Below are 23408 nucleotides of genomic sequence, written 5' to 3' on the forward strand. Positions count from 1 at the left end.
TGAAAAATGAATGAACCACCCGATGTAATAGCTTGGCAGCTCACTACCAAGGCTGTCCCTGATTCGCCACGCGATACGACTATGAAGCTGATTAATCAGTTAGATGACTGGTTAAACGGGAGGATTTCGGCTCCTTTGCCGATGGCGGAAATACTGCAAGCCTTCCATGACTACGGCAAACAGTTTGTCGATAAGGCGTTGCTACAGCGTTTGGATGGGGTGCGCCAGAGACTTGCTGCTTCACAGTTGCTAGCCAATACATGGATAGGCGCTGCGTTGGCGACGTTGCTGGATAAATATGACGGTAAATATGATTACTACTCCTATCTTGCATTGGATCTTCTCAACTGGGAAGAGAATGCGACAGGCAATGAAGCGCTGCTGGACTGGCGTTTGACACTACTCACTTTTGATATTATGCGCTTTGAATTTGCCGCACTGAGTGGCAATGAAAATTGGCTTCCCCGAATACCGAGTGATGAAAAACTCGCCTCAATGCGAGGTCGGCGTCTTCTGCGTGCTATGCAAGCAGCCCTAGAAAGACAGCAACTCACTCCACACAACGTGGAGAGCGGAGTTATAACCGAGATATCGAACTTATGGTCGCAAATTGACGCCCGAATGAGTGAGACAGATAGGCTGCGACTAAACTATTCCTTACTACCAGTGGATAAAGTCCATGATGAATACCTTTTTTTACGGATACTGCAAACCTTTGAAACTGTATTCAGTTGGCTGGCCGTCTCACTGAATCAGGTCATTCGGTTAGGAACGACCGATATTCATCAATCCCATCATTTGATCGAACGCTGTCATCAGCGACTCTGCGAAGCTTCATTATTATTTCCTCTTCTATCTAGCTTGCGCGTTGAGGCCTTTCGTGACTTTCGCACCCATACCGAGGGGGCCAGTGCAATACAGTCCCACAGCTATAAAACTGTTGAATCGTTATGTCGAACGCCGAGTAAGGAACGTATTAATTCTATCGCCTATATTTCCGTGCCGGAAGTACGCAACAGAGTATTGCAGCAATCGGAGACCATCGATTCGGTTTATCTGAACATGGGGCAAACAGCAAGCATCAGCCCATCGGACTTAGCCGTTTTCTCGCAAGCAATGAATGCATTCGAATTTGAACTGAAAAAATGGCGTCAATCGCACTACGGTATTGCGGTCAAAATGTTGGGAGTATCTCCGGGAACCGGATATACAGAGGGAACACCTTATCTTAATGAAGTCCGGCATATTGCGGTATTCGAAGCCAATAAAATTCAGGAGATAAAATGAAGCCCTTACATAACCTGCCGGTGGCAATTGTCGGAGCAGGCCCAGTAGGGCTGGCACTTGCAGCCCGGCTCTCAACATTTAATATCGCCAGCGTAATCTTCGATAAAGCCCCATTTCTACAGAAAAAAGGCTCTAAAGCTTGTCTCATCCAGGGCGATGTCCTTGAAATCCTGGAAAAGATAGGATGTGCGACGCGGCTTGCCCAAGAGGGGATACACTGGCGTATCGCTCATACATATATCAAAGGGTTAGAACTCGAACCGCAACATTTTCCTGAACGTGCGGGCTTTGGCCAGTTTATTAACATTTCTCAATACCGTATTGAGCAGGAACTAGGGGCGTTTATTGCCACGACCGAACTGACTGAAATCCATTGGCAGCATGAGGTCATCGCGATGGAACAGCATAAGGATTCAGTGACGCTAACCTTACAGACCCCTGATGAGGTTTGTGATGAACATTTTCGTTATGTTGTTGCCTGTGATGGTGTGCGTAGTAAAATTCGTGACTTAGCTGGGCAAAACTTTTCCGGTTATACGCACAGAACGCCATTCCTAATCACTGATATTCGGGCCAATATCGCCTTAACTAAAGAGCGCCATTTTTGGTTTGATCCTCCTTTCCACAAAGGAAAACAGTTAGTTATGCATCCGCAGCCTGACAACGTTTGGCGCATCGACTGGCAGCTCGAAGAAAATGATGATATCGAGAAGGAAAAAATCAATGGCAAACTGGATCAACGCATTCGTAAAGTCATTGGTAATATCCCATATGAAATTAATTGGTTAAGCACCTACCGTTTTAACCAGAAAGTCATCGATCAATTTCGTCATGGCAATCTGTTCTTTGCCGGTGACTCGGCACACTCACTGCCGCCGTATGGTTCACGCGGCATGAATAGTGGTATCCAGGATGCTGATAATCTTGCCTGGAAACTGGCATGGGTAATCAACGGGCTAGCTCCTGATGCTCTACTTGATAGTTACCATCAAGAGCGTCGGCCAGCTGCACTAGAAAATTTGCGTGTCACTGAAGAAACCATGCGCTTCATTGCTCCCAGTGAGCGTAGTATTCGCATTAAGCGCAATCTTATTTTGCTGATATCACGTTTTTTTCCACAGGCCCGACGCTGGATTAACCACGGAAAAATGGCGGAGCCTTTTACCTACGCAAGCTCATCACTAATCCATAAAAACCCAGAAACACCGTTAGTTGGGCAGTTTTTACCTGATATGTGCGTTTTTATATATCACCAGCGTACCCGTCTAAGGAAATTACTCGGTGTACACTTCACCTGTTTATGCTTTGCAGAAGAGATATCGCTGGCGGCATTTACTCAGCTATCGCAGCAATGCCGTGCTCCTTTCGAAGTCAAATTTGTTGCCGTAGTTCCTCGCGCATCATTCGAATATCAGACGGAAACAGCGATCACTGTGGCAGATTACGATGATATTTTGGCTGCCCAGCAATTTATGGGATCTCAGCCTCTTTGCTATCTCGTCAGACCCGATGGACATATTGCTGCACAGTTTTATTTAAGTGAAATGAAAGATATCAACGAATTAATCCATCTATGTGCAATGGCTGATTCAGATATAAATAATTTATATCAACGAACATCCTGAATAATAGCGAGTAAATGAAATGTCATTAAATAAACCTGCATTCGCTTGGCTAAATGGCGAGGTTGTCCCATGGGATAAATGTGTGATCCATGCCCGCAGTCAGACTGCATTTTGGGGCGCTAATGTATTTGAAGGTATCCGTGTTTATTGGCAGGAAGATAATCAGCAGATGTTTATTTATCGTCTTACCGATCATTTAAGACGATTACGTGAATCAATGAAATGTATTGATATGCCGGTCAGTTATAGTGATGAAGAGATCACCCAAGGCTGTTTACAAGTAATTAAAAGCAATCATTTCCGTGAAGATATTCATATTGTGATTGTGGCCGGTTTTGGTTTCGGCCATAACTTTGACTCTCTTGGCTACACCGCCGATACACTGACGCATATTACTGCATTGCCCATGCCGCGCTCACCCCGCTATGAGCAAGGGGCACATGCCGCTATTACCTCTTGGCGCCGGATCAGCGATGAATGTATGCCACCCCGTATCAAGACGGGTGCTAATTATCACAATAGCCGCTTAGCACAGCATGAAGTCCAGCAAAACGGTTTTGATACCGCTATTTTCCTCAATCAACGCGGTACCGTCGCTGAAGCACCGGGCTCATGTGTTGCTATGGTACATAAAGGTACACTGGCTACTCCGCCGGGATCCAGTGGTGTGCTCGAAGGTATTACGCTTGATAGTCTACAACGCCTGGCCCAGACCGAGTTTGGGTTGTGTTTTGAAAAACGCGAAATTGACCGCACCGAAATGTATCTGGCTGATGAAGTTTTCCTATGTGGAACTCTGGCTGAAATCCAACCCGTCATCTCCCTCGATCGTAAAAAAATTGGTTGCGGCGGAGCAGGCCCCATCACGCGCCAACTACAGTACAGCTACGAGAAAGAGGTGCGTTCAGCACCAACACATCATTATTCCCTACCGGTTTATGTCAAATAATCAGGAGATGCCAGCATGTCGCAATGGTTAAAACGCCGCATTATTGATCTCACCGCACCTCTTTCGGAACAAACGCCGGTAATCAAACTACCACCCACTCACGGTCAGGCTTGGTCATTCAAACGTGAAACTATCAGTCACTATGATGAGTATGGCGAGGCCTTTTGGTACAACATTTCAATGTCAGAGCATACCGGTACTCATTTTGATGCGCCGATCCACTGGCCCTCGGGCAAAGATGGTCTTGATGTGGCTTCTGTGCCTCCTGAGCACCTCATCGTACCCGCGGTGGTGATCGATATGAGCGACAAGTGCAAGGAATCAGCTAATTTTCTCCTTGAGCGTCAACATGTTGAAGCATGGATAGATCAATATGGTCCTCTGCCTGAGGGTGGTTGGTTGCTGTATCGCAGTGGCTGGGATGAGAGAGATGGCGATATCGAGGGTTTTCTCAATAACCGCCATACCCCAGGGATAAGCGTGGAATGTGCCCGCTGGCTAGCACATGAGACATCTATTATTGGTGTCGGCGTTGAAACCGTGGGAACCGACGCAGGTCAGGCTGCCAGCTTCGTCCCCCCATTCCCGGTTCACTGGTATTTTCTTGGCGCAGGGAAATACGGTATTACCCAACTCAAAAAGTTGGCACAACTGCCTCCTATCGGCATTGACTTGATTATTGCGCCTTTACCTATTGTTGGCGGCACCGGTAGCCCCTGCCGCGTCTTTGCCCTGATCAATAACATTGTCTAATGATTAAAAGTAACAGGAGAATAGTCATGAAGATTCAAAATGTGGTTAAAAAGGGAGTATGGGAAACTGAACGGCGCCAGCTACGCGAAAAGCTAGCACAACGGGTTAATTATATTCGTCTCGATCTTAATGAGAACTTGCTAGATTTAGATGAAAAGTACTTTAAAGATTTTATTTCAGGGTTAAAACCTGAGTTGCTATCTGCTTATCCAGATCTGAGTGCTATTTATCAAGAAATGGCAGACTTTGTCGGTGTCGATGAGAACGAGATTATCCTCACTAATGGTTCAGATCTCGCCGTTAAATGCCTTTATGACGCCTGTATATCGAAAGGCGATCACATACTAATACATGACCCTTGTTATTTGATGTATGAACGTTATGCACAATTTTTTGAAGCGGAATTAGAAAAAATCCCGATGAATATGGCCTGGAAACCAGATTTGCCATTAATGAAAGCCCAGTTGCGTGATAATACCCGAATGGTGATTCTGGAGACCCCGAGCGGTTACCTGGGAACACAGGCAGACTTGCAGTCGATCACTGAACTTGCCGCTGAGCTTGATAAGCGAGATATCCTGCTAGTTATTGATGAGGCTTACCTCTATGTAGCGAATAACAAGAGTGAGCATCTCAGTTTGCTAAAGCAATTTAATAATGTGGTTTTACTACGAACCTTATCCAAAGCATTCGGTTTGGCAGGTGCGCGGGTTGGCATGGTATTGGCAGCGCCGGAACTTATTCAGCAATTATATAAAGTCAGACCCCTTTACGAAATCAGTGCATTAGCGGGTGAAGCAGCACAATGGCGCTTACGTAATACTGATTTGTTACAAGAATATCAGGACAATACTCGCAGTAATAAAAACTGGTTAATTAATCAATTAAATCTATTAGATATTCAATGCCGAGATGCCGCTGGTAACTTTATTATTGTCCACTTCTCTGACATTTTAGGGAATAACCTATTTGAATTGCTGAAGTCAGAAGGGATTTTAATTGGCAAACCTTATGAACTGTCAGCACTAAAACACTGGTGGCGCATTACCGTAGGCAATAAGCAACATTGCGAAATTTTGATTGGAAAACTGGCATTACTCAAGTTTTCACAGGTAAATATTTCATGAGAAAAATTAAATAAACAATAATTAAAGGATTAAATAACAATGAAAAATAAGAGTCTGGCTAAACCTGTTGGTATTAATCATATATCGCTAGTTGTCGGTAATATCGCTGAGGCTGTGGCATTCTATGGTGGTTTCCTCGACATTGAAGTGGTGTATGAGGATCAATCTGGCATTCCTCGCTCAGAACTTGCCTCCATAGAAATGGGCGATCAGTTTATTGCTCTAACTTGTGGGAAAAAAGAAAGAAATGATGTTGACCATCATGTTGGTCTGGTCGTCAGTGATAAAGAACGGGTGCGTGAATGCGTAACTGATTTAGGTATTTCACTTCTGCCAGGACCGACATTTACCTTCCTTGACCCTTGGGGTAATCGTATTGAGATCGTCTCCTACCAACATATTATGTTTACCAAGTTGCCAGGGATATTGGAAAAAATGGAGCTCTCTAGCTTAGAAAAAAATGATAACGCGGTGGCTAAACTGCGTAAGAAAGGGTTTATTCCTTCGTAACGTGCAGAGTGCCCAATTAAATAAGGAGTTAAATATGCCCTTAAGAATAGCGTTGATACACCCCACTCTTGGGGTACCGTTTATTTTTGACATCGCATCCCGAAATGGCATTGAACTGATCGTCATTTCCCCTGACGATACCGCAGAGGCGGAAGCTTTCCCTGCTGTCATTGGTTGTGAGTTTTTACCTATTTATGATGCACCCGAACAGGCGCTTACTTCACTCGAGGCGCTACATAAGAAATGGAATTTTGATGGCATCATGTCAGTAAAAGAACCCTCCGTAGTATGGACAGCAGCCGCGGCAAACCGACTAGGTTTACCGGGAATATCCCCAGATGCAGCCATGGCCGCCCGCGATAAATCTATGATGCGTAGATTATTTGAGGAAGCGGGGTTAACTGTGCCACGTAATATCACCCTGGAGCATAGCAATGAACTTGAACACTGCCGGTCACTGACGTTTCCCTGCATAGTTAAACCAAGCTCTGGCCTTAATAGTGCTGGAGTTCAGTTAGTTCAGGACTTTGCACAATTGTGCAACGCATTTACTTATGTGGAGCAGTTAAATCAGGATGTTTATCGGCACCTATCTTGGCATCAATCTGGCAATTTTGCCAAAGTTCTGATAGAGGAGTTTATTAATGGGCCTGAGTTTGTAGTGGAATTGTTCGCGGTTGATGGGGAAGTTCATGCGTTAAATTGCGGCTATAAGGGCATACCGCAAGGTCCCTATTTCGAAGAGTCAGTTTATCTGTGCCCCCCTGACGTTGAGCCAACACTGATAACCAACATCCAGCATACTGCTATCGCGGGTATGAAAGCATTAGGATTAACGAATGGACCGGGACATTGTGAGCTGCGACTTAATCATGAAGGGACACCGATAATTCTGGAAATTGGCGCTCGCCTGGGTGGGGCAGGTTGTGCTCATTTTAACGTTGAAGCATCAAATAGAATCGACTTTATTGGCCTTTATTTTCACTGGTTGACCAACACTTTGACACCTGAAAATTGGCCACCTGATACCACCGGGTTATCGAAAGCGGCTAGTAGCTGGATTATGCCTCTGGGAGGTTCAGGCGTGCTGCTCTCTATTAAAGGATTGGATGCGGTCAACAAGCATCCAGATACACGCTATATTCTTGATTTTTCCCATCCTGGAAAACATTACCGGCCATATCCTGATTTCGACGGTTTCTTGATCATCGTATTTGGCCAACATAATTCGCCCCAAATGGGTGAGGAGTATTTCAAATTTCTCGAGAGCACACTTAAAACGCATTGGGGCCAACAACATGTTAAATAAAAATGATCACTCCATTGAAAAAATGCTGCTGATAATTGGCTATGGAATGGATTCGCCGGATACCTTAAAACGAATCAATGATACCGGGCTAAAATTCGTATTTGTGCAGAGAAAAGAGTTACTCGATATTCATGCACTATCTGCGACAAGTGATATTGTTATAACAGATTATCTTGCGGAAAGTTTTCTGCCACTCGCTGATAGTTTGCATCAGCACTGGAATTTTTTCTCGGTATTATCCCTTACCGAGGCTGGTGTTGAAATTGCGGCGAAATTAAACATTCGTTGGGGAAAGCCAAGTACATCGCTAGAGTCAATATATTATTTAAAGAATAAAGGTGCCATGCGAGCATTGCTTAATAAGCATTATTTTAGTCCGGTACATTATGCTGTTTGTGCTAACGGTCAGCAGTTAGTGAATTTTATTAGTGCTAATGGTCTTCCTGTCATTATAAAACCTATTGATGGTAGCGGTAGTATGGGAGTGCAGTTAATTACACAAAATGAGATGCTGGCTGATATAGTCAATAATATTGATTCAGGTCGGGGCGATTATATCGTTGAAGAGTTTATTGATGGCCCAGAATACAGTATTGAATGCTTTAGCTTTAATGGTCAGCACAAAGTGGTGACCATTACTGAAAAAATTTCAGTAGAAGAATTTGTCGAAGTTGGACACATGGTACCAGCAAGACTGGCACCTGACGTGGAGCAGCAGGCCCAAGTGATGGCATCACAGTTTCTGAATATTATTGGGCTGAGCAACGGACCATCCCATACTGAATTTAAAGTAAGCTCGAAGGGGATTAGGATTATTGAGTCACATAATCGTATTGCTGGCGGAAATGTAGGTAAACTGATCAAAAGAGTTTTCGATATTGATATGATTCAGTTATCAGCACTATGGGCTGCAAGAGAAATCACACCTGACTATTTAAACGATAAAACTGCACAAGGTGTCGCTATTGTCAGATTCCTAGTATTGCCTCCCGGTAAAGTTAAAAGGGTACAGGGATTTGAGAAAATAAAAAGTGATGAGTACAATGAGGTTGTTGAAACCAAAATTAATTACTCTGAAGGTGATGAAATTCCAGCCTTGGAAGGCAATTCAAGACGTTCAGGTTATATCATCTTGCATGGTTCGGAAGCCGCTCAGATTTTAGAAAGATCCATGGCTTTAATTAAGAGCATAAAAGTAGATATAGTAGTTAACAGCTAGCGATCAGCTTCAGTGGTAGCCTGACTCCGTGGGTGAATGGGCGAGCCTGTAAATAGATTCGTGGTTTGCCGATCCGAGTGGCACATCGAGAGCGCTTGGGTTGCCCCAAACGCATCACGATCAAAACAGCTTGTTCAACCACATCAGGCACCATTCACTTATGCACTACAGACGGTCAAAATCTGCTGCATCATGGCGTTCTGGTAACTGTTCTTCTGGCGCGCCCCAAGTACGATTGACTATGCGGCCACGCTGTACCGCAGGCCGCTTCGCAATGGCCTCCGTCCAGCGGATAAGATGGGGATAGGACTTCACATCGAGGAATTCCCCAGCTTCATATTGCAAGCCCAGCACCAAATTGCCATACCATGGCCAGATCGCGATATCGGCAATTGAGTACTCGTCACCGGCAATATACGGGTGCGTTTTGAGCTGGGTATTGAGCAAGTCGAGCTGCCGCTTGGCTTCCATGGTGAAACGGTCAATAGCGTACTCAATTTTCACCGGGGCATAGTGATAGAAATGGCCAAAACCACCGCCCAAATAAGGTGCTGCTCCTTGTAACCAAAACAGCCAATTCAGTGCTTCGGTTCGGCCAGCGTGTGACTTAGGTAAGAAGTGGCCAAATTTATCCGCCAAATACAGCAGAATGGCGCCAGACTCAAATACCCTGACTGGCGGGGTCGTCGAATAGTCCATTAGGGCAGGGATCTTTGAATTCGGATTGACGGCAACAAAACCACTTGAGAACTGATCACCTTCACCGATACGAATCAAGTGGGCATCATATTCCGCCCCTTTTTCGCCCAATGCCAATAACTCCTCCAGCAGAATAGTGACCTTCTGACCATTCGGCGTACCCATGGAATAGAGTTGCAACGGGTGTTTGCCAACAGGTAGCTCAGCTTCATATCGAGCCCCCGCTGTTGGGCGATTGATTTTGGACCACACACCGCCGCTGGCACTGTTTTCCGTCCAGACTTTGGGTGGTTGGTATTCGTTATCTTTCATCATGGATTACCTTATTTGAGAATGAAGACGAACTTAATAATACTCAGAATCAGTATGCACCAATCATAGAGAATAACAGGGATAATATTTCTGTCATTCAGGCTCCCTATAGTTAGGTTGCTTTTTACCTTTGGGCAATAACAATAATTAGGGAACTTAACATGAAGATGACCACATTTCGGTTGGCACTGCTAGCCAGCAGCATCGCGTTCAGTACCTCTTTATGGGCGCAGGCTGTTGAGGTGCCCGCCACTCTGGCCGGGCATGCCGTATTACCGGTGAAATCAGCCGTGGCGACACCACTGGATGCCCCCGCAGACTTACAAGAAAGTGGTAAATACACCAGTGGCCAACGGGTTAGCGCATTGGGGACTGTGGCGGGCAAATCTGCCGACCGGCTAACAGGTCTTGGACTGCCGATTAAAGGGCAACCGCTGCAAGGGCATTCAGGAATAAAGCATATGCCCGATGGCACCTATTGGGTGCTGACGGACAATGGATTTGGCAGTAAAGCCAACTCACCAGATGCCATGCTGTATCTCAATCACTACAATATTGATTTCAAGAATGGCAGTGTGACGCCGCTGCAAACCGTGTTTTTGCACGATCCAGATAAAAAAGTGCCTTTCCATATCATCAATGAGAGTACTGAAAAACGCTATTTAACCGGCAGCGATTTTGATCCCGAAAGCTTCCAATTTGCTGATGATGCCCTGTGGATTGGCGAAGAATTTGGCCCCTATCTGATTAAAGCCGACCTCAATGGCAAGGTGCTGGAAGTGTTCGAGACTCAGGTTGATGGCAAAATAGTGAAATCGCCGGACAACCCAACACTGACATTGCCAGGCGCCCCGGACGGGAAGCAGAATTTCCAGGTGGCGCGCTCTAAAGGCTTTGAAGGCATGGCGGTTTCACCGGATGGCAGCAAATTGTATCCGATGCTGGAAGGGGCGCTGTGGCAGGATGAAAAGTTTGAGAATGTGGCGGGCAATCGCTATCTGCGCGTGTTGGAGTTTGATGTCAAACAGCAGAAGTGGACCGGGCGCAGCTGGCAATATGTGCTGGAAGATAACCAGAATGCCATTGGTGATTTCAATATGATTGATGCGACACATGGATTAGTCATCGAACGCGATAATGGCGAGGGTACGGCGGATAAAGCCTGTGCGGCGGGGGCAGCAACAGCAAATTGCTTCAGTCAGATAGCCAAGTTTAAACGTGTCTACAAAATTGCGTTTTCTGATGACAACGTCGGCAAACCGGTGGATAAACTGGCCTACATTGATTTAATGAACATTCAGGATCCGCAGCATCTGGCGCGTAAGCCGCTCAATAATGGCGTACTGACATTCCCCTTCTTTACCATTGAAAACGTTGATGTGGTGGATGGCAGCCATATCATTGTTGGCAATGATAATAACTTCCCATTTTCCTCCAGTCGCCAACCCAATGAAGCCGATGATAACGAATTCATTCTGTTGGACGTAAAACAGTTATTGAGTCAGTAACCGCCCACAAGATAATTTTCGACGGGTTAGGGGAGCATCATGATGTCCACTAAACTGGCATTATGATGCTTCATACAGCACTTTTGATGCTTCTGCGACTTGGCGCTTGAGGAGGTTGAGGGTCTTAGATAACAGGTTTTCTTGTTCTTTGAACCAGCCATCTTTATCTGGCAATGAAGTTGCCAGCCGCCAGGATTCTTCTTTCTCCAATGCATCTAGCTCATGCAGCATTGCATCAATTTGATGTCTGACTTCGCTAATTTTTCGACGTAATCGCTCAAGATCATCAATAAGGTCACTCGCCATTAGCGGCTCAAGCCCTTGTTTTAAGCTCTCCAGCAGAGTATGAATGGCAGAAAAATCACCTCGTTGGCGAGCTTGGTTAAGCTGCACCATAAGCTGATGGGCTTTTTCTTTAAATTCATCCGCGACTAAATCGGGATGACACAGCCGGCTGGCTTGCCGCCATAGGCGTTTTAATTCTTGCCGTTGGTCAGCGGAGAGCTTGCGCTCATTGTCGTGCCGCTGTTCAGCATCATTTTGCTGTTCCTGATAACTCTCGTACTTCTCTTTGGCTTCTTCACGGGCTTGACGGGTTGATTCGGTATTACGGGTGTTAAACCCCTTTTCCAGTTCTTGGATCTCCGCCAGTAATGCCGTGACCAACTCAGTTTGTTGCTGAATTTGTTGACGTATTGCAACGGTTTCATGGGAAAGGGAAGAGAGCCCCAGCCAGCGCTGTTTTAGCAACGTCAGCTCATCAATGGCTTGAGAAATATACTGCTGACAATTGCGATAATCGCGCTCTCGACGGCGGGCCTCCGCTTCTGCTTTACGCAAAGTACTTTCCGCCAACTGTTTGCGCAGATGGAGTATTTGCTTGGTTAAAGGGCCAAGACGCACCAGATAGAGATCGTTGAAATCATCCAGTAACTGAATACGTTCATTCCGCTTATCGATGAGCTCGCGTAACTGTTCCTCCAGCGCTTTCAACTCAAGTTTACAGGCGGCCAACTCAAGATCCTGCCACTGGGTTACCGACTGTTTATTGATCAGCCATGCAGAAATAGCGTCCAGTGCTGCGGTGAATTTCCCTTGTTCAATCGCCACGGCAATAAATGTCAGTACGGCATCCTGAGATTCACTTTTAAGGTAAGGAAGTTGATGGCGGATTATTTCGTCATCTTCAAGCTCAATCGCACTTTTAATGATCTCCAGCCGTTTAATGAGTTTTTTCATAAATATCGGATTTGCTAATGACGTAGGCAGAATACCTACATACTAAACAACGGCTTCCCATTGTTCCAGATGAATGAGGGCTGATTTCATCTGGATAACAAGATAGTTATCTGGGCATGAGCGATAAATCACACTCGGCCCAAGGAAAGAGGAGAAATATCAGACTGAGGAGGTTAATTGGCGGGCCCACAATTGGCTGAATGCATTCCAAGAATGTAAGGTTGGGGAGATAAACTTGCTTTTATGGTAGCAGAGCGTGAATTTGCGCAGAAATCGGTGCTCAGTTTCAAGCTGGACAAAATGCCCTTTATAGAAGGGTTGAGCAAACATTCTGCTGGAAATAAATGTAATGCCCAAATTGTTCCGCACACAAGCGAGTATTGCATCAAATGCGTTGAGTGAAAGCGTTACCGGTGGGTTATTCAGATGCAGCGCCAGTTGATTGTCGAAAAAGGCACGGCTACTGGAACCGCGTTCACGTAAAATCCACTTTTCTTGCTTGAGTGCTTCATAAGAAACCTGTTTTTTCTTCGCCAGTGGGTGAGTCTTACCCACGACAATCACCATTTCATCTTCCATCCAAGGTTCACAGATTAAATTTGGCTCAGTCGTCGGCCCCTCTAATAAAGCCACGTCAATTTCGAAGCTATTCAGCATGCTGCTAATATCTTGGGTATTCGCGATGATTGATCGCGGTAGCCAGCCATAACTCTTCTCAAAGGCAGTCAACATATTAGGGAGTACATAGCTACCGATGGTCTTAGTGCATCCTAAATTAAGTTGAGTGTCGTGAGACTTCTCATCAAATAACTGTTCAACACCTTGCATCCTCGCTAACAGTTCATCTGCCACCGGCAACAGTTTTTTTCCTTCATGATTAATAATTAATCGAGCATGCTGCCTATCAAACAGCCGCACCCCAAGCTGACTTTCCAATTCAGCTAAGGTCTGAGATACCGCACCTTTGGTCATAAATATTGAGTCTGCGGCTAATGTCATACTGCCGTAGCGCACAATAGAAACAAAAACGGATAGCTGTTTAAAGGTAATGTTCATCGTTTAGTTTTTCTAAACCTGTAGTAATAAATAACTCGATTTTTTAAATGATACCTTATCGCTATAATTTTTGCCGTAGATAGAGATAAGAAAAATCGAGGTGATAGCATGTTGAGATATTTACATCATAAAGTCCGGGGATTGCCAACACCGGTTGCAGGGTTGGCCTTAGGCATCGCAAGCTTAGGCTTATGTTTAGAGAATGCATTACCCCTGAAGGGAATAGGGCAGAACATTGGTGCTCTAATAGCCGCAACTCTGCTCAGTGTGATGATTATCCGTTTTATTCTTCATCCCGATACTCTGACTCAAGATATTAAGCACCCTGTTGTAGGCAGTATTGTTCCGACATTTGCGATGGCAGCAATGGTTGTCTCTAAAGCACTCGGCAATTTCCTACCAACAGCGGGTGAAATACTTTGGCTAGCAGCTGTCTTTGTACATTTAACCGCCCTAGCTTTTTTTATTTATTACCGTGCAAAAGAGCCTAATTTGCATCACATGGTGCCGAGCTGGTTTATCCCTCCCGTGGGGATTATTGTGGCCGACGTGATGTGTCCAAGTGATGCATTTCATACTTTGGCATTAGTGTTATTAGCCATAGGCATGATCAGTTACCTGCTAATGCTACCTATGATGATTTACCGTTTCATGTTTCGCAACGAAGTCCCTGATGCAGCAAAACCGACCATTGCCATTATGGCCGCGCCTGCCAGTCTGTCATTAGCCGGGTATCTCACTGTAGTTAAAGAGCCTTCTCTGTTGATTTGTGCGGTGCTGCTGGGTATCGCGTTGTTAATGACGATCGTTATTTATTGTGCTTTCTTCCGCTTAATGAGACTGCCTTTCAGCCCAGGTTACGCCGCATTTACTTTCCCCATGGCGATAGGTGCTACCGCGCTATATAAAATGGCGAATCTTGTCGGACAATATCCGCAAGCCATTGAGTATGCCCAGCAGCTACATATGATTGCGACATTAGAAGCGGTTGTTGCAACATTAGTAATTAGTTATGTCGCTGTAAGGTTTATCCATAACTATTTAATTCCTCGTCGGTTAACGAGTTATCACCAAACGACTAAATAAATGGATTTACATTAAGGAAAGATATAATGGAGAATTCTAATCAGGCTTCAATGATTCCCGCAATCGCGATAGTTTTTTTTCTAAGTTGTTTCGTCATAGCACTATTTTTATAGTTTTATCTGCTTTCTTAACACATCCGTAATTTATTGAACCTAATAACATAGGGCTTTAATATGAATAATGTTATAGAAAAATGCGCCAAGAGAGGACTTATCGTCGATATTAGCTATACCATTGACCATCAGAAACAAACGGTTTCTGTTTGTGAGGTATTTACTAATAAAGAAACACTGTTTAATTTCCTGGGTGAGCTAGATCAGAAAACAAGAAAAGTGACGACTGAAATGCATCGCTGCAAAATATCTTATAAAATACAAGAGAGTGATAATAAATACATTCTTGATGCACACTTTCAATTTGCATGTCCGAATGAAGCACTGATATTTGAAACAGAAATAAACCATGACATTTTTCTGTATCCAACTATTAATGGCTATTATTGAGGTGATATTGTGGCTAAAGATAAATTTATTACTCACAGCTTTCCAGATGTCCTATGTTGGATTGAAAACAATATTCATCGTGGAATCAAATCCACGGATGTGGTCGCCATTACTGGATACTCGCGATCGTATTTTTTACGCGAATTTCAACTTGCCATCGGTGTGAGCCTTTCTCAATACATTCGAGAGCAAAGATTAAGAATTTCAGCAAGTAAGCTAACATGGACTAATTTAAAAGTCCGAGAGATTAGCGAAGAAATGGGATTCCCGAGTCAAAGCACATTTTGTCAGACATTTAAAACATACTTCAATATATCCCCAAGTGAATATCGTTATAACTCAAAACTTCTATAAAAGTAACAAGCAGAGGGTTGGGACCACAGAATATATCTGAATATTATTCTTATGCCTTGGAATCCGGTTAATAAAATGAAAAGACAATTTAAAGAAAAAACGGTGCTATCGGCTTTTCCTGAAATAAGGGATTGGATATCAAAGAAGATAGAAAATGGGAATAGGGTGGCGACATCAGACGTCGTCTCTATTTCTGGTTATTCACGATCTTATTTCCTGAGGGAGTTTGATTATCACCACCAAATATCGGTCTCAAAATACATTAAGCGCGAGCGACTATATCATGCACTTAATAAAGTATTAGAATTAAAAAACAGCAATACAACATTAAAAGAAATTAGCATGACGTTGGGTTTCCCAAGCCAAAGCTCATTTTCAAGAGCGTTCAAATCTTACTTTGGCGTCTCACCATCAAAATATGTACTTATCAATGCTCTTATGGATTATTGAATTAATAGTTAAGGAGAGAATAAACAATGAGCTCAATTTGCGTTGATTCAGCATTAAAACAAGATCATTGGTATCGAATTGCAGCAGAAATGCTGGGCCAAGCTAGGATTGCAATAAACGGAACTAAACCACAGGATATTAGAGTCAAGAACCCGAAGTTTTTTCAGCGCGTTCTTCAAGAGGGCTCCCTGGGGTTAGGTGAAAGTTATATGGATGGTTGGTGGGAGTGCGACCGTCTAGATATTTTTTTCCAGTGCATTTTAGCCTCTGAACTTGATAATCAACTTCCTAAACGTCTTAGTGATGTTGCCCGCATCGCCTCTGCTCGTATCTTTAATTATCAAACACGTAAACGCGCCTGGATCGTAGGTAAAGAGCACTACGATTTAGGCAATGACTTATTTAGCCGTATGCTCGATTCTTATATGCAATATTCCTGCGCATATTGGAAAGAGGCCGAAACATTAGAACAGGCGCAGCAGGCCAAATTGCGGATGATCTGCGAAAAATTACAGCTAAAACCCGGTATGACGTTGCTGGATATTGGTTGTGGTTGGGGCGGGTTATCCGCATTTGCGGCTAAAGAGTATGGGGTGTCGGTAAAGGGCGTCACGATTTCAGTTGAACAACAAGTCATGGCACAGGAGCGCTGTAAAGGTTTAGACGTACAAATTCAGTTGCAAGACTACCGTGATCTCAATGAGCGATTTGATCGTATTGTCTCGGTTGGTATGTTCGAGCATGTCGGCCCAAAGAACTATCGCACTTATTTTGAGGTGGTCTCCCGCAGTCTTAAACCTGACGGTTTATTCCTGTTACATACTATTGGCTCTAATCAAACCGACCTTAACGTCGACCCGTGGATTAATAAATACATTTTCCCTAATGGCTGCCTACCGTCGGTGACACATATTGCCTCCACCAGTGAAGATCTGTTTGTACTGGAAGATTGGCATAATTTTGGCTCCGACTATGACCGCACACTAATGGCCTGGTTCGATGCTTTCCAGCAAAGTTGGCCGCAGATTAAAGATAATTACGACGAGCGCTTTTATCGTATGTTTACTTATTATCTTAATGCCTGTGCCGGCGCTTTTCGTGCCAGAAATATCCAGCTTTGGCAGGTATTGTTCAGCCCTAAAGGTGTTTATGGTGGTATTCGAGTCTATCGTTAATGGCAGCTACCCAGATAAAAACAACTGCCGGTTGAATCATGGCGGCAGTTGTTAAGTATAAAAAAAGATGCGTTAGCGCTGATTGTGTCTGTCGGCGAACGTGAAGATATAAGGTGCACCATGATACAGTTGGATCTGATTTATATCCGGTGAATTACCATCGATAGCCAACCCGGGGAAATCATGTGGCTGGATCAGATCGTCCATTATGTCAGACACAACCGGATACTCTGTGAAATCAGGACTTGTCTCATATTTATCGCTGATCATATCTAGCCTTTCGAAGAAAGCCTCCTCATGATCTTCATGCCGCGTTGCCGCCTGGCGAAGGGCATTCAGGTTGCGTGACCTAAGATGAGCTTCACGGTCCGGCACTGTGTATCCTATGAAGTCGGGAATTGGCCATCCCAGCTCTTGAGCCACACGACGCGCGAGAATCTCAGTCGGTCCTAGCTCTATATTGCTATCTCTGGATGGATCGCTAGCTCCAGTAACATGATGAATAATCTCGTGAATCAGCCCTTCCTGCCATGATGGCATCTCGTACGAGTCAGCATCCGGTGCCACACCAAAACTGACATAAGGTTTCTCGTGATCGTTTTCTCCCGCCTCACAAATGGGAAAAATTGGCTCTTGCCCGACATCGTATTCATATAATTCGGCACACGTCAGCGATTGAATATCATCAACTTCGACGGGGGATTCTCCGTTGATCTCGTATTCGTTTCTGTATTTAATGTAACCAAGGTGCACTTCCTTATTATGAATGCCATAGCTTACGGCGTCACGAAAGGTCTGTGACCGGCTCAAAGCATCAAGTACAGTGTTACCGATCATATCGACTGTATGCTGATCGATGAGTCTGCTACAGCTGTCATGGACGGCATGAATGACATTTTGGTATAGATTGCCTAAATCGGCGGCGGAAAGTGGTATTCGCTGGCCTATATCCAACACGTAATCCGCATAGGCATTGTCCGAATGATTAGGGACAGCAGCAGCAGAGTATCCTGCCTGGGCGGAAAAGTTGAAGCTGGGCTGGAGAGAGGGAATTTTCATGTTGATACCTAATATGGTTTTGTACATTTCAGAGTCGCCAACTCGCGAGTACCAGTGCGGATTTATCCAGTTCCTTCAAGGATAGGAGCCATTTTATGCTTTAATTTTCTGGTATTTTGGGCGCTAGTAGACAGCATAGCTGCCCAGGTCATATTTTTATCCCGACTGGAATAGTTTTTCTATCAGGAAAAAACACCTTTTCTCTATAAACAATATTAGGTATGAATACGGAGTGCGGCACTCAAATTTAGCGTTTTCTGTTGCCGAAAAAAGCGCCACTTTTAGATGCCTCTACGTGAATTCTGGTGTACTAAGATACTGCCAAAAAGACAGAATTCACGTAGCGTATGCGAAACATTACCATTAAATTATATCTTTATATGCCATAACAATAATTATATTTAACGTGTTGGGGCAATGTCTGAAGAGGCCGCAGGGGTAGGGAACGGCTATTTTCCAACGCCACTACGTAAATTCTGCTTTTTCTGGTTTTATTGATATTCTGTATTTTAATATGAAATTAATTCTGACTCTGAACGTAGGGTTTTACAAATTTAGGGGGGATATATAAATCTAAACCTAAGTTGCCACAATATTCTCTAAACATATTTATTGAGCTGACCCCAGCTTTTTCATAGATCAGCCTTAATTTATTTTCGATTGTCCTATGTGATAAAGAAAGCCTTTTGGCAACTATTTTAGACGTCATCGGCTGTAATATGAAAAAAATTATCTCAAGTTCCTTCTCGTTGAACAGATCTGTTGGCGGGGTCAGTGTTAATACTGAAGGTGTACGGCGGTCTACGTATTGGGAAAGAGAAATAAAATTCAATTTACTGGCATTGGTTAATGTTCCTATACATTCACCGATTTTATTATAAATAGGAAACCTGGGTAAGTAGTAGGGTTCTAATATTTTGTCTCGCCCATAAAAATTGGTTGAAATAATGGCTACGCGTTTGCCACTTTTTTCAGCTTTTCTGTCATTCTCTTGGTATTGTTCAGCAAATTCTGCCCAATCCGCAGGGCACTCGTTATCTAATCTTCCCTCAATATCAAAGTCAACGGGTAAACTTAAAAAGTCAAGACCAGCTTGATTTACGTACACATAACGTGATTGGCAATCTCTCACAACCCAAGGTTCATTGCTGTATTCCATAATAGAAATCAACGGCAATGAATTCAGGGATTCTACGATTAATTTTTTTGAATTCAGTGGCTTATTTTTTTCATCCATGATTAGCTCAGCCTCTTAATTTTTGCTTTACCAATATAAAAGTGAATGGTTCGTTTTGACAGGATACTTACATTTAAATCGTACTCCACCAAACTCGCATCTTCAAGATGGATTCCTTTATTAAATATTTTTGGGACTCGGTTGCTCAACTACACCGAAAATTTACGTTCCGGCACCTTATACCCCAATCCCGGACAAGCTGACGGCACCGCTATTGGTTCCATTACCGCCCGCCGCTTAACCTATGCGCAGGTTGTTTTGTGGATTAATTGGGGCGCAGAATTGCGGGTTTATTTGATGAAAGACGGCGATGAGATAATTATTTTATTGTGTGCCGGATACAAAGATACGCAAGACAGCGATTTAGACAAGGCGCAAAGTTACCGCGCTGATTATTTAAAAAGAAGGGGTTAATTATGCCAGCAACTGACAGTAATAAAATGTGGGCTGACTTGCTCCATGATGACCCGGCAGCAAGTCAGGATATTTTAGCCGAAGTCCGCCAACGTATTCTTGAAGGTGAAATAGAAGTCGCCAAGGGAATGTTAAGAACACTGATTAAGGCCACATGTGGTTATCCGGCAATTTCTGATGACGTAGGCCGCAACTCAAAATCTATTATGAGAATGTTGTCACCAGATGTTGACCCCGGCATTAAGGCGTTTATGAGCGTCGTCAATGCCGCAGAGCGACATTCACAGAAATCCGCATAAATTGACGCAAACAACAGGCCCGCATAAGTGCGGGCTTTTTTGTGTCTGTGGTTGGGTGAAATCTGACGGGCAATCATGCAGCAAGTTCTACAGATTTTACGTAGCGTCACCGGTCAAAAATGAGAGAAGGGGCTTTAATTTGTAGCTTTTGCTATTTGTAGTTGAAATATGGATCACAGGGAACTAGGGTCGGGATTGATTTGAACTCTTAGCGCGTATGGTTTTGTTATGCATGATTCATATTTAACATAATATACATTATACGCACCAATATAAAGATGGGCAGGATCTGGGGTTTTGGGCTTTGCATTGATGCTGATTGATTTGAGTTCTGCTACCTGACTAACCATAAAAATTCCTTGCTGACTCTAGCTCAATCCGGCCAAAGATGGTCATCCGCAAGCGCGTAACTTAGCCGACTGGATAAAATTGACTATAGGAACAATACTTAATACGGTTCCATATGGTTTTTAGCTATTTTTATGAGAGGAATATTATGAATTTATTGAAAAAAATGGCAATGTTAGCTGTTCTCGCCGCATTCTCTTCCGGTGTAATATCCGCTGAGCTGTTGACTAAAGAAGATCTCAACAAAAATCCTGGTCAGTATGAGAAAATCGGGAATATTGTTACATCCAATGAAATGGCACCGATGGATGCTCGAGAAGAGTTGTCAAAAAAAGCAGATGAATTGGGTGGCGATTATTATGTAGTTACATCAGCAAATACTGATAATAAGATTCATGCTACCGCTGATGTGTATAAGAAAAAGTAGCCACTATATTCGGTGGATTTTATTGAATTACCTTGCTACAGATCCCCGTTGCATCCTCAACGGGGGTCTGAAATAATTTCATGATTTTTCTGATTACTTGTGACACTGTCACTCAATAAGCCTCTTCTGAATCCGGTATGCTCAAAATATGTTATAGGACCACGCGGATTTTAAACGTGATTTCAGTGTCCAGTCTGCCCTATTTATCTCTATTAAAATCAATTCACTTCAGCCATCTTGATATGTATAAAACGGGGCCCTAAGGCTCTAACTTAGTGCGCCCCGCTCTATCTAATACCGCTTTCGACGAAGGCGGATTTTCACAATATTAAGCTAACGGTTAAAAGTTAATTCTGAAACCAATATTGGCTTTAATCGGCACTTCAATATTACTGCCGTTAACATAGTCTATTTCCGCAAACATAGAAGTATGCTTATTCACCGACAGATTCAGACCAACACCATATTTACCGGCAGTACCAGAAAAATCATTGGTAAACTTTGTCGTATCATTAATATAGACAGGGTTATCCGATATCAGCTCGTGTTCCGCTGCAATCTTGATATACGGGCTCAAAATCGCTGTTTCTGCCACAATAAACTCAGCACCGAGTGAGAAACCGACCTCCCCCAGTAACGATTCTTGATGGTCGATTTTTGCTTGCATACCGTTACTAAGCTGGAAATCTTTGCCCTTAACCGTTGAATAGCTCATACGTCCATAGGGTTCAACAAATAGACCAAAACTATTGTTCTCAAACTGGTGTTTATATCCCAGTTCCAAGGATGTACCGATACCATTTTGCTTATATTTAGCCTGTGCCAAACTACCGTTAGTTGTTCTCACGTTCAGGTCATTATCAAAATGAGCATACTTTACTACAGCATCAATGTAGACATTATTTTCTGCCACATACGTTGCATAAATACCGCTGGTATAGGTATCGATATTGCTGGTGCCACCACGGTTATGCTTCACTTTATTGTCTGACACAGATGTGCTAATCCCCACCATCAGTTTATCGTTGCCGATATCAAAGATTTGATCGCCACCCAACTCCATGCCGCTGCGTTCCAGCTTATAGGCAGAATTTTCAGGTCCATTAATTCGTAAAGTACGGGTTAAAAGCCGTCCCCAAACGTTAGAATTCTCGCTGGTGTTTCTCGTCATATCACCACGACGCATACGCAAGTTTTCCAGCTCATCATTTAGAATAAACTGACTGGCGGAAGCCATACTGATGACACCATCAGTAGATGGGCTGGTCTGAGGACGATCTGGAATCAGTCGGGAATCGACAACTTCTTCTTCTGTCAGCGTTGATAAATCCGACGGCGTCAGGAACCAGGTATAGCGTTTGCCATTGCGGACAGAAGCCAGAGAGTAAGTATAGGCACCAATATCCACACCTTTATTGTCGTTCAACTGGAACTGGCCACTCTCGCCTTTGCCCACATAAATCAGAGAAAGGCCTTCTTTGCTGGTTGGTTCTCTGCCGCTGTCCTGAATCATTACGTTGAACTTCCCGCTCGCCTGTTTAATGTCCAACATGTCGCCCGTTAGTGTCGATACATCAGTATTCATTGTAATAATGCCACTGCCATCGGAAGTCATCCGATCAACATATAACAGCTTAAATTCCCCTAGCGGCGAAAACACAAAGTTGGAACCGCCGTTGATGTTGATCTCATGAATATACGAATCATAATAATGTGGGTTCTCATAGGTTGCATTTAGGTGACTACCACATGAATAACAACCGTCGTCGATAAGGAAACTATTACAATTATCTGAATCAGTACAATTCCCCAGATAATTAAATACTGAATTATTACTCAGATTCAGTGCAGTATTAGTTAAGCGAAAGCTACCGTAGAATTCGCTGTAGATGCCAGAGGAAACTGTGGAGTTATCCAGATTGACCTGAACCGCATCTTTGACAGATGTGGTGTCATATATCGATTGTCGGCCATTAATCAACAAGTTGTTAAACTGCCCCTGACTGTCCGTCAGATTAATCGCGAGAGTATTGCCTCTATCTTCCCACTCGCTGTAGCTGCAACATCCCTCTTTACTGATACCAGCCAGCGCTTGCGCACGTATTAAGCTGTGATTAAAATTATACGCCACAGTTAAATCCCGTTGTTCCTCATCAGCCCAATCGGAAACCGGATAAATATTCAATATAGTGCCTAAGCGGGTATCTAAAATGTCTCGATCGATATCTTCGTCATCATTTGAGATATGTTTCTTATCATTAATAATTGTGGAGTCAGTAATCGATATAGCATTAATGGTACCTGCATCTAATAAATCAGGAAAATAAATGCTAGTATTAAAGATAGTATCAGCATTGGCGCGAATGAAAGAATTATTTATTGATAAAATATTTTTATTAATCTCATCGCCCATGTAATATTTATCTATATAAAAGAGAGAGGTAATTCTTTCTGTTGTATCAA

The 23408-nt window shown here is 43.6% G+C and carries 23 protein-coding genes; 17 read left to right on the forward strand and 6 right to left on the reverse strand.

The annotated features are described in order from the left end of the window. Positions 1-6: 6 nt before the first annotated feature. From FTA96_RS10650 to FTA96_RS10685, 8 genes are read left to right on the forward strand one after another with little or no spacing between them, the layout of a single operon-like run. The gene (locus tag FTA96_RS10650) at positions 7-1287 is read left to right on the forward strand and encodes a hypothetical protein (RefSeq protein WP_050151209.1); all 1281 of its coding nucleotides are present in this window, start codon (positions 7-9) and stop codon (positions 1285-1287) included. Then, positions 1284-2912: an FAD-dependent monooxygenase gene (locus FTA96_RS10655; RefSeq protein ID WP_145507430.1), complete on the forward strand. Its 1629-nt coding sequence runs from the start codon at positions 1284-1286 to the stop codon at positions 2910-2912. The genes FTA96_RS10650 and FTA96_RS10655 overlap by 4 nt, the downstream gene beginning before the upstream one ends. A 19-nt stretch (positions 2913-2931) precedes the next feature. Further along, a complete protein-coding gene (locus FTA96_RS10660; protein WP_072077502.1) occupies positions 2932-3861 on the forward strand; it encodes an aminotransferase class IV in 930 nt (309 codons plus the stop codon). A gap of 15 nt (positions 3862-3876) precedes the next feature. Further along, a complete protein-coding gene (locus FTA96_RS10665; RefSeq protein ID WP_050151211.1) occupies positions 3877-4614 on the forward strand; it encodes a cyclase family protein in 738 nt (245 codons plus the stop codon). A gap of 26 nt (positions 4615-4640) precedes the next feature. Next, positions 4641-5741, forward strand: coding sequence for a pyridoxal phosphate-dependent aminotransferase (locus tag FTA96_RS10670; protein WP_050151212.1), 1101 nt, complete (start codon positions 4641-4643; stop codon positions 5739-5741). Between the two features lie 39 nt (positions 5742-5780). Next, positions 5781-6251, forward strand: coding sequence for a VOC family protein (locus FTA96_RS10675; protein ID WP_050151213.1), 471 nt, complete (start codon positions 5781-5783; stop codon positions 6249-6251). 34 nt (positions 6252-6285) lie between these two features. Beyond that, positions 6286-7560, forward strand: coding sequence for an ATP-grasp domain-containing protein (locus tag FTA96_RS10680; RefSeq protein WP_186372871.1), 1275 nt, complete (start codon positions 6286-6288; stop codon positions 7558-7560). After that, the gene (locus FTA96_RS10685; protein WP_050151215.1) at positions 7550-8779 is read left to right on the forward strand and encodes an ATP-grasp domain-containing protein; all 1230 of its coding nucleotides are present in this window, start codon (positions 7550-7552) and stop codon (positions 8777-8779) included. The genes FTA96_RS10680 and FTA96_RS10685 overlap by 11 nt, the downstream gene beginning before the upstream one ends. A gap of 165 nt (positions 8780-8944) precedes the next feature. On the opposite strand, the gene yghU is transcribed toward FTA96_RS10685, so the two are convergent. Further along, positions 8945-9790: a glutathione-dependent disulfide-bond oxidoreductase gene (gene yghU, locus FTA96_RS10690; RefSeq protein WP_050107015.1), complete on the reverse strand. Its 846-nt coding sequence runs from the start codon at positions 9788-9790 to the stop codon at positions 8945-8947. A gap of 161 nt (positions 9791-9951) precedes the next feature. Here yghU and FTA96_RS10695 point away from each other — a divergent pair, with 161 nt between their 5' ends. Further along, positions 9952-11298, forward strand: a complete 1347-nt coding sequence (locus tag FTA96_RS10695) for an esterase-like activity of phytase family protein (protein ID WP_145506013.1) — start codon at positions 9952-9954, stop codon at positions 11296-11298. Positions 11299-11358: 60 nt separating this feature from the next. On the opposite strand, the gene FTA96_RS10700 is transcribed toward FTA96_RS10695, so the two are convergent. Together FTA96_RS10700 and FTA96_RS10705 are read right to left on the reverse strand one after the other, a co-directional pair. After that, positions 11359-12537, reverse strand: coding sequence for a coiled-coil domain-containing protein (locus FTA96_RS10700; protein ID WP_145573775.1), 1179 nt, complete (start codon positions 12535-12537; stop codon positions 11359-11361). Positions 12538-12696: 159 nt separating this feature from the next. Continuing rightward, positions 12697-13593, reverse strand: coding sequence for a LysR substrate-binding domain-containing protein (locus FTA96_RS10705; protein ID WP_050121337.1), 897 nt, complete (start codon positions 13591-13593; stop codon positions 12697-12699). A 108-nt stretch (positions 13594-13701) separates the two neighbouring features. Between FTA96_RS10705 and FTA96_RS10710 the strand changes: the two genes are divergently transcribed. The 5 genes from FTA96_RS10710 to cfa all read left to right on the forward strand — a co-directional run bounded on the left by FTA96_RS10710 (position 13702) and on the right by cfa (position 17161). Then, on the forward strand, positions 13702-14679 hold the full coding sequence (locus FTA96_RS10710) for a TDT family transporter (RefSeq protein ID WP_087817513.1): 978 nt from the start codon (positions 13702-13704) through the stop codon (positions 14677-14679). A gap of 173 nt (positions 14680-14852) precedes the next feature. Beyond that, positions 14853-15182 carry a DUF406 family protein gene (locus FTA96_RS10715; RefSeq protein ID WP_050107004.1) on the forward strand — a complete coding sequence of 110 codons (330 nt, stop codon included), beginning with the start codon at positions 14853-14855 and terminating at the stop codon, positions 15180-15182. 9 nt (positions 15183-15191) lie between these two features. Beyond that, positions 15192-15536, forward strand: coding sequence for a helix-turn-helix transcriptional regulator (locus tag FTA96_RS10720; protein WP_072077504.1), 345 nt, complete (start codon positions 15192-15194; stop codon positions 15534-15536). A 75-nt stretch (positions 15537-15611) separates the two neighbouring features. Then, complete coding sequence (locus tag FTA96_RS10725; protein ID WP_072077518.1) at positions 15612-15986, forward strand: helix-turn-helix transcriptional regulator; 375 nt, start codon at positions 15612-15614, stop codon at positions 15984-15986. Positions 15987-16012: 26 nt separating this feature from the next. After that, on the forward strand, positions 16013-17161 hold the full coding sequence (gene cfa / locus FTA96_RS10730) for a cyclopropane fatty acyl phospholipid synthase (RefSeq protein WP_134957946.1): 1149 nt from the start codon (positions 16013-16015) through the stop codon (positions 17159-17161). Positions 17162-17233: 72 nt separating this feature from the next. Here cfa and FTA96_RS10735 read toward each other — a convergent pair whose 3' ends face one another. Both FTA96_RS10735 and FTA96_RS10740 read right to left on the reverse strand, forming a co-directional pair. Next, the gene (locus FTA96_RS10735; RefSeq protein WP_145573777.1) at positions 17234-18247 is read right to left on the reverse strand and encodes a M85 family metallopeptidase; all 1014 of its coding nucleotides are present in this window, start codon (positions 18245-18247) and stop codon (positions 17234-17236) included. 493 nt (positions 18248-18740) lie between these two features. Further along, positions 18741-19457 carry a helix-turn-helix transcriptional regulator gene (locus FTA96_RS10740; RefSeq protein WP_087817516.1) on the reverse strand — a complete coding sequence of 239 codons (717 nt, stop codon included), beginning with the start codon at positions 19455-19457 and terminating at the stop codon, positions 18741-18743. Between the two features lie 45 nt (positions 19458-19502). Between FTA96_RS10740 and FTA96_RS10745 the strand changes: the two genes are divergently transcribed. The 3 genes from FTA96_RS10745 to yahO all read left to right on the forward strand — a co-directional run bounded on the left by FTA96_RS10745 (position 19503) and on the right by yahO (position 20945). Further along, positions 19503-19871 carry a type II toxin-antitoxin system RelE/ParE family toxin gene (locus FTA96_RS10745; protein WP_145573779.1) on the forward strand — a complete coding sequence of 123 codons (369 nt, stop codon included), beginning with the start codon at positions 19503-19505 and terminating at the stop codon, positions 19869-19871. A 2-nt stretch (positions 19872-19873) separates the two neighbouring features. Next, positions 19874-20170, forward strand: coding sequence for a hypothetical protein (locus tag FTA96_RS10750; protein WP_145573780.1), 297 nt, complete (start codon positions 19874-19876; stop codon positions 20168-20170). A gap of 496 nt (positions 20171-20666) precedes the next feature. Further along, positions 20667-20945, forward strand: coding sequence for a DUF1471 family periplasmic protein YahO (gene yahO, locus FTA96_RS10755; RefSeq protein ID WP_050106997.1), 279 nt, complete (start codon positions 20667-20669; stop codon positions 20943-20945). Between the two features lie 340 nt (positions 20946-21285). On the opposite strand, the gene FTA96_RS10760 is transcribed toward yahO, so the two are convergent. Then, on the reverse strand, positions 21286-23408 hold a 2123-nt coding region (locus FTA96_RS10760; protein ID WP_145573782.1), incomplete at its 5' end, for an autotransporter outer membrane beta-barrel domain-containing protein.

Source organism: Yersinia alsatica (genome assembly GCF_902170305.1).
Classification (GTDB): Bacteria; Pseudomonadota; Gammaproteobacteria; order Enterobacterales; family Enterobacteriaceae; genus Yersinia; species Yersinia alsatica.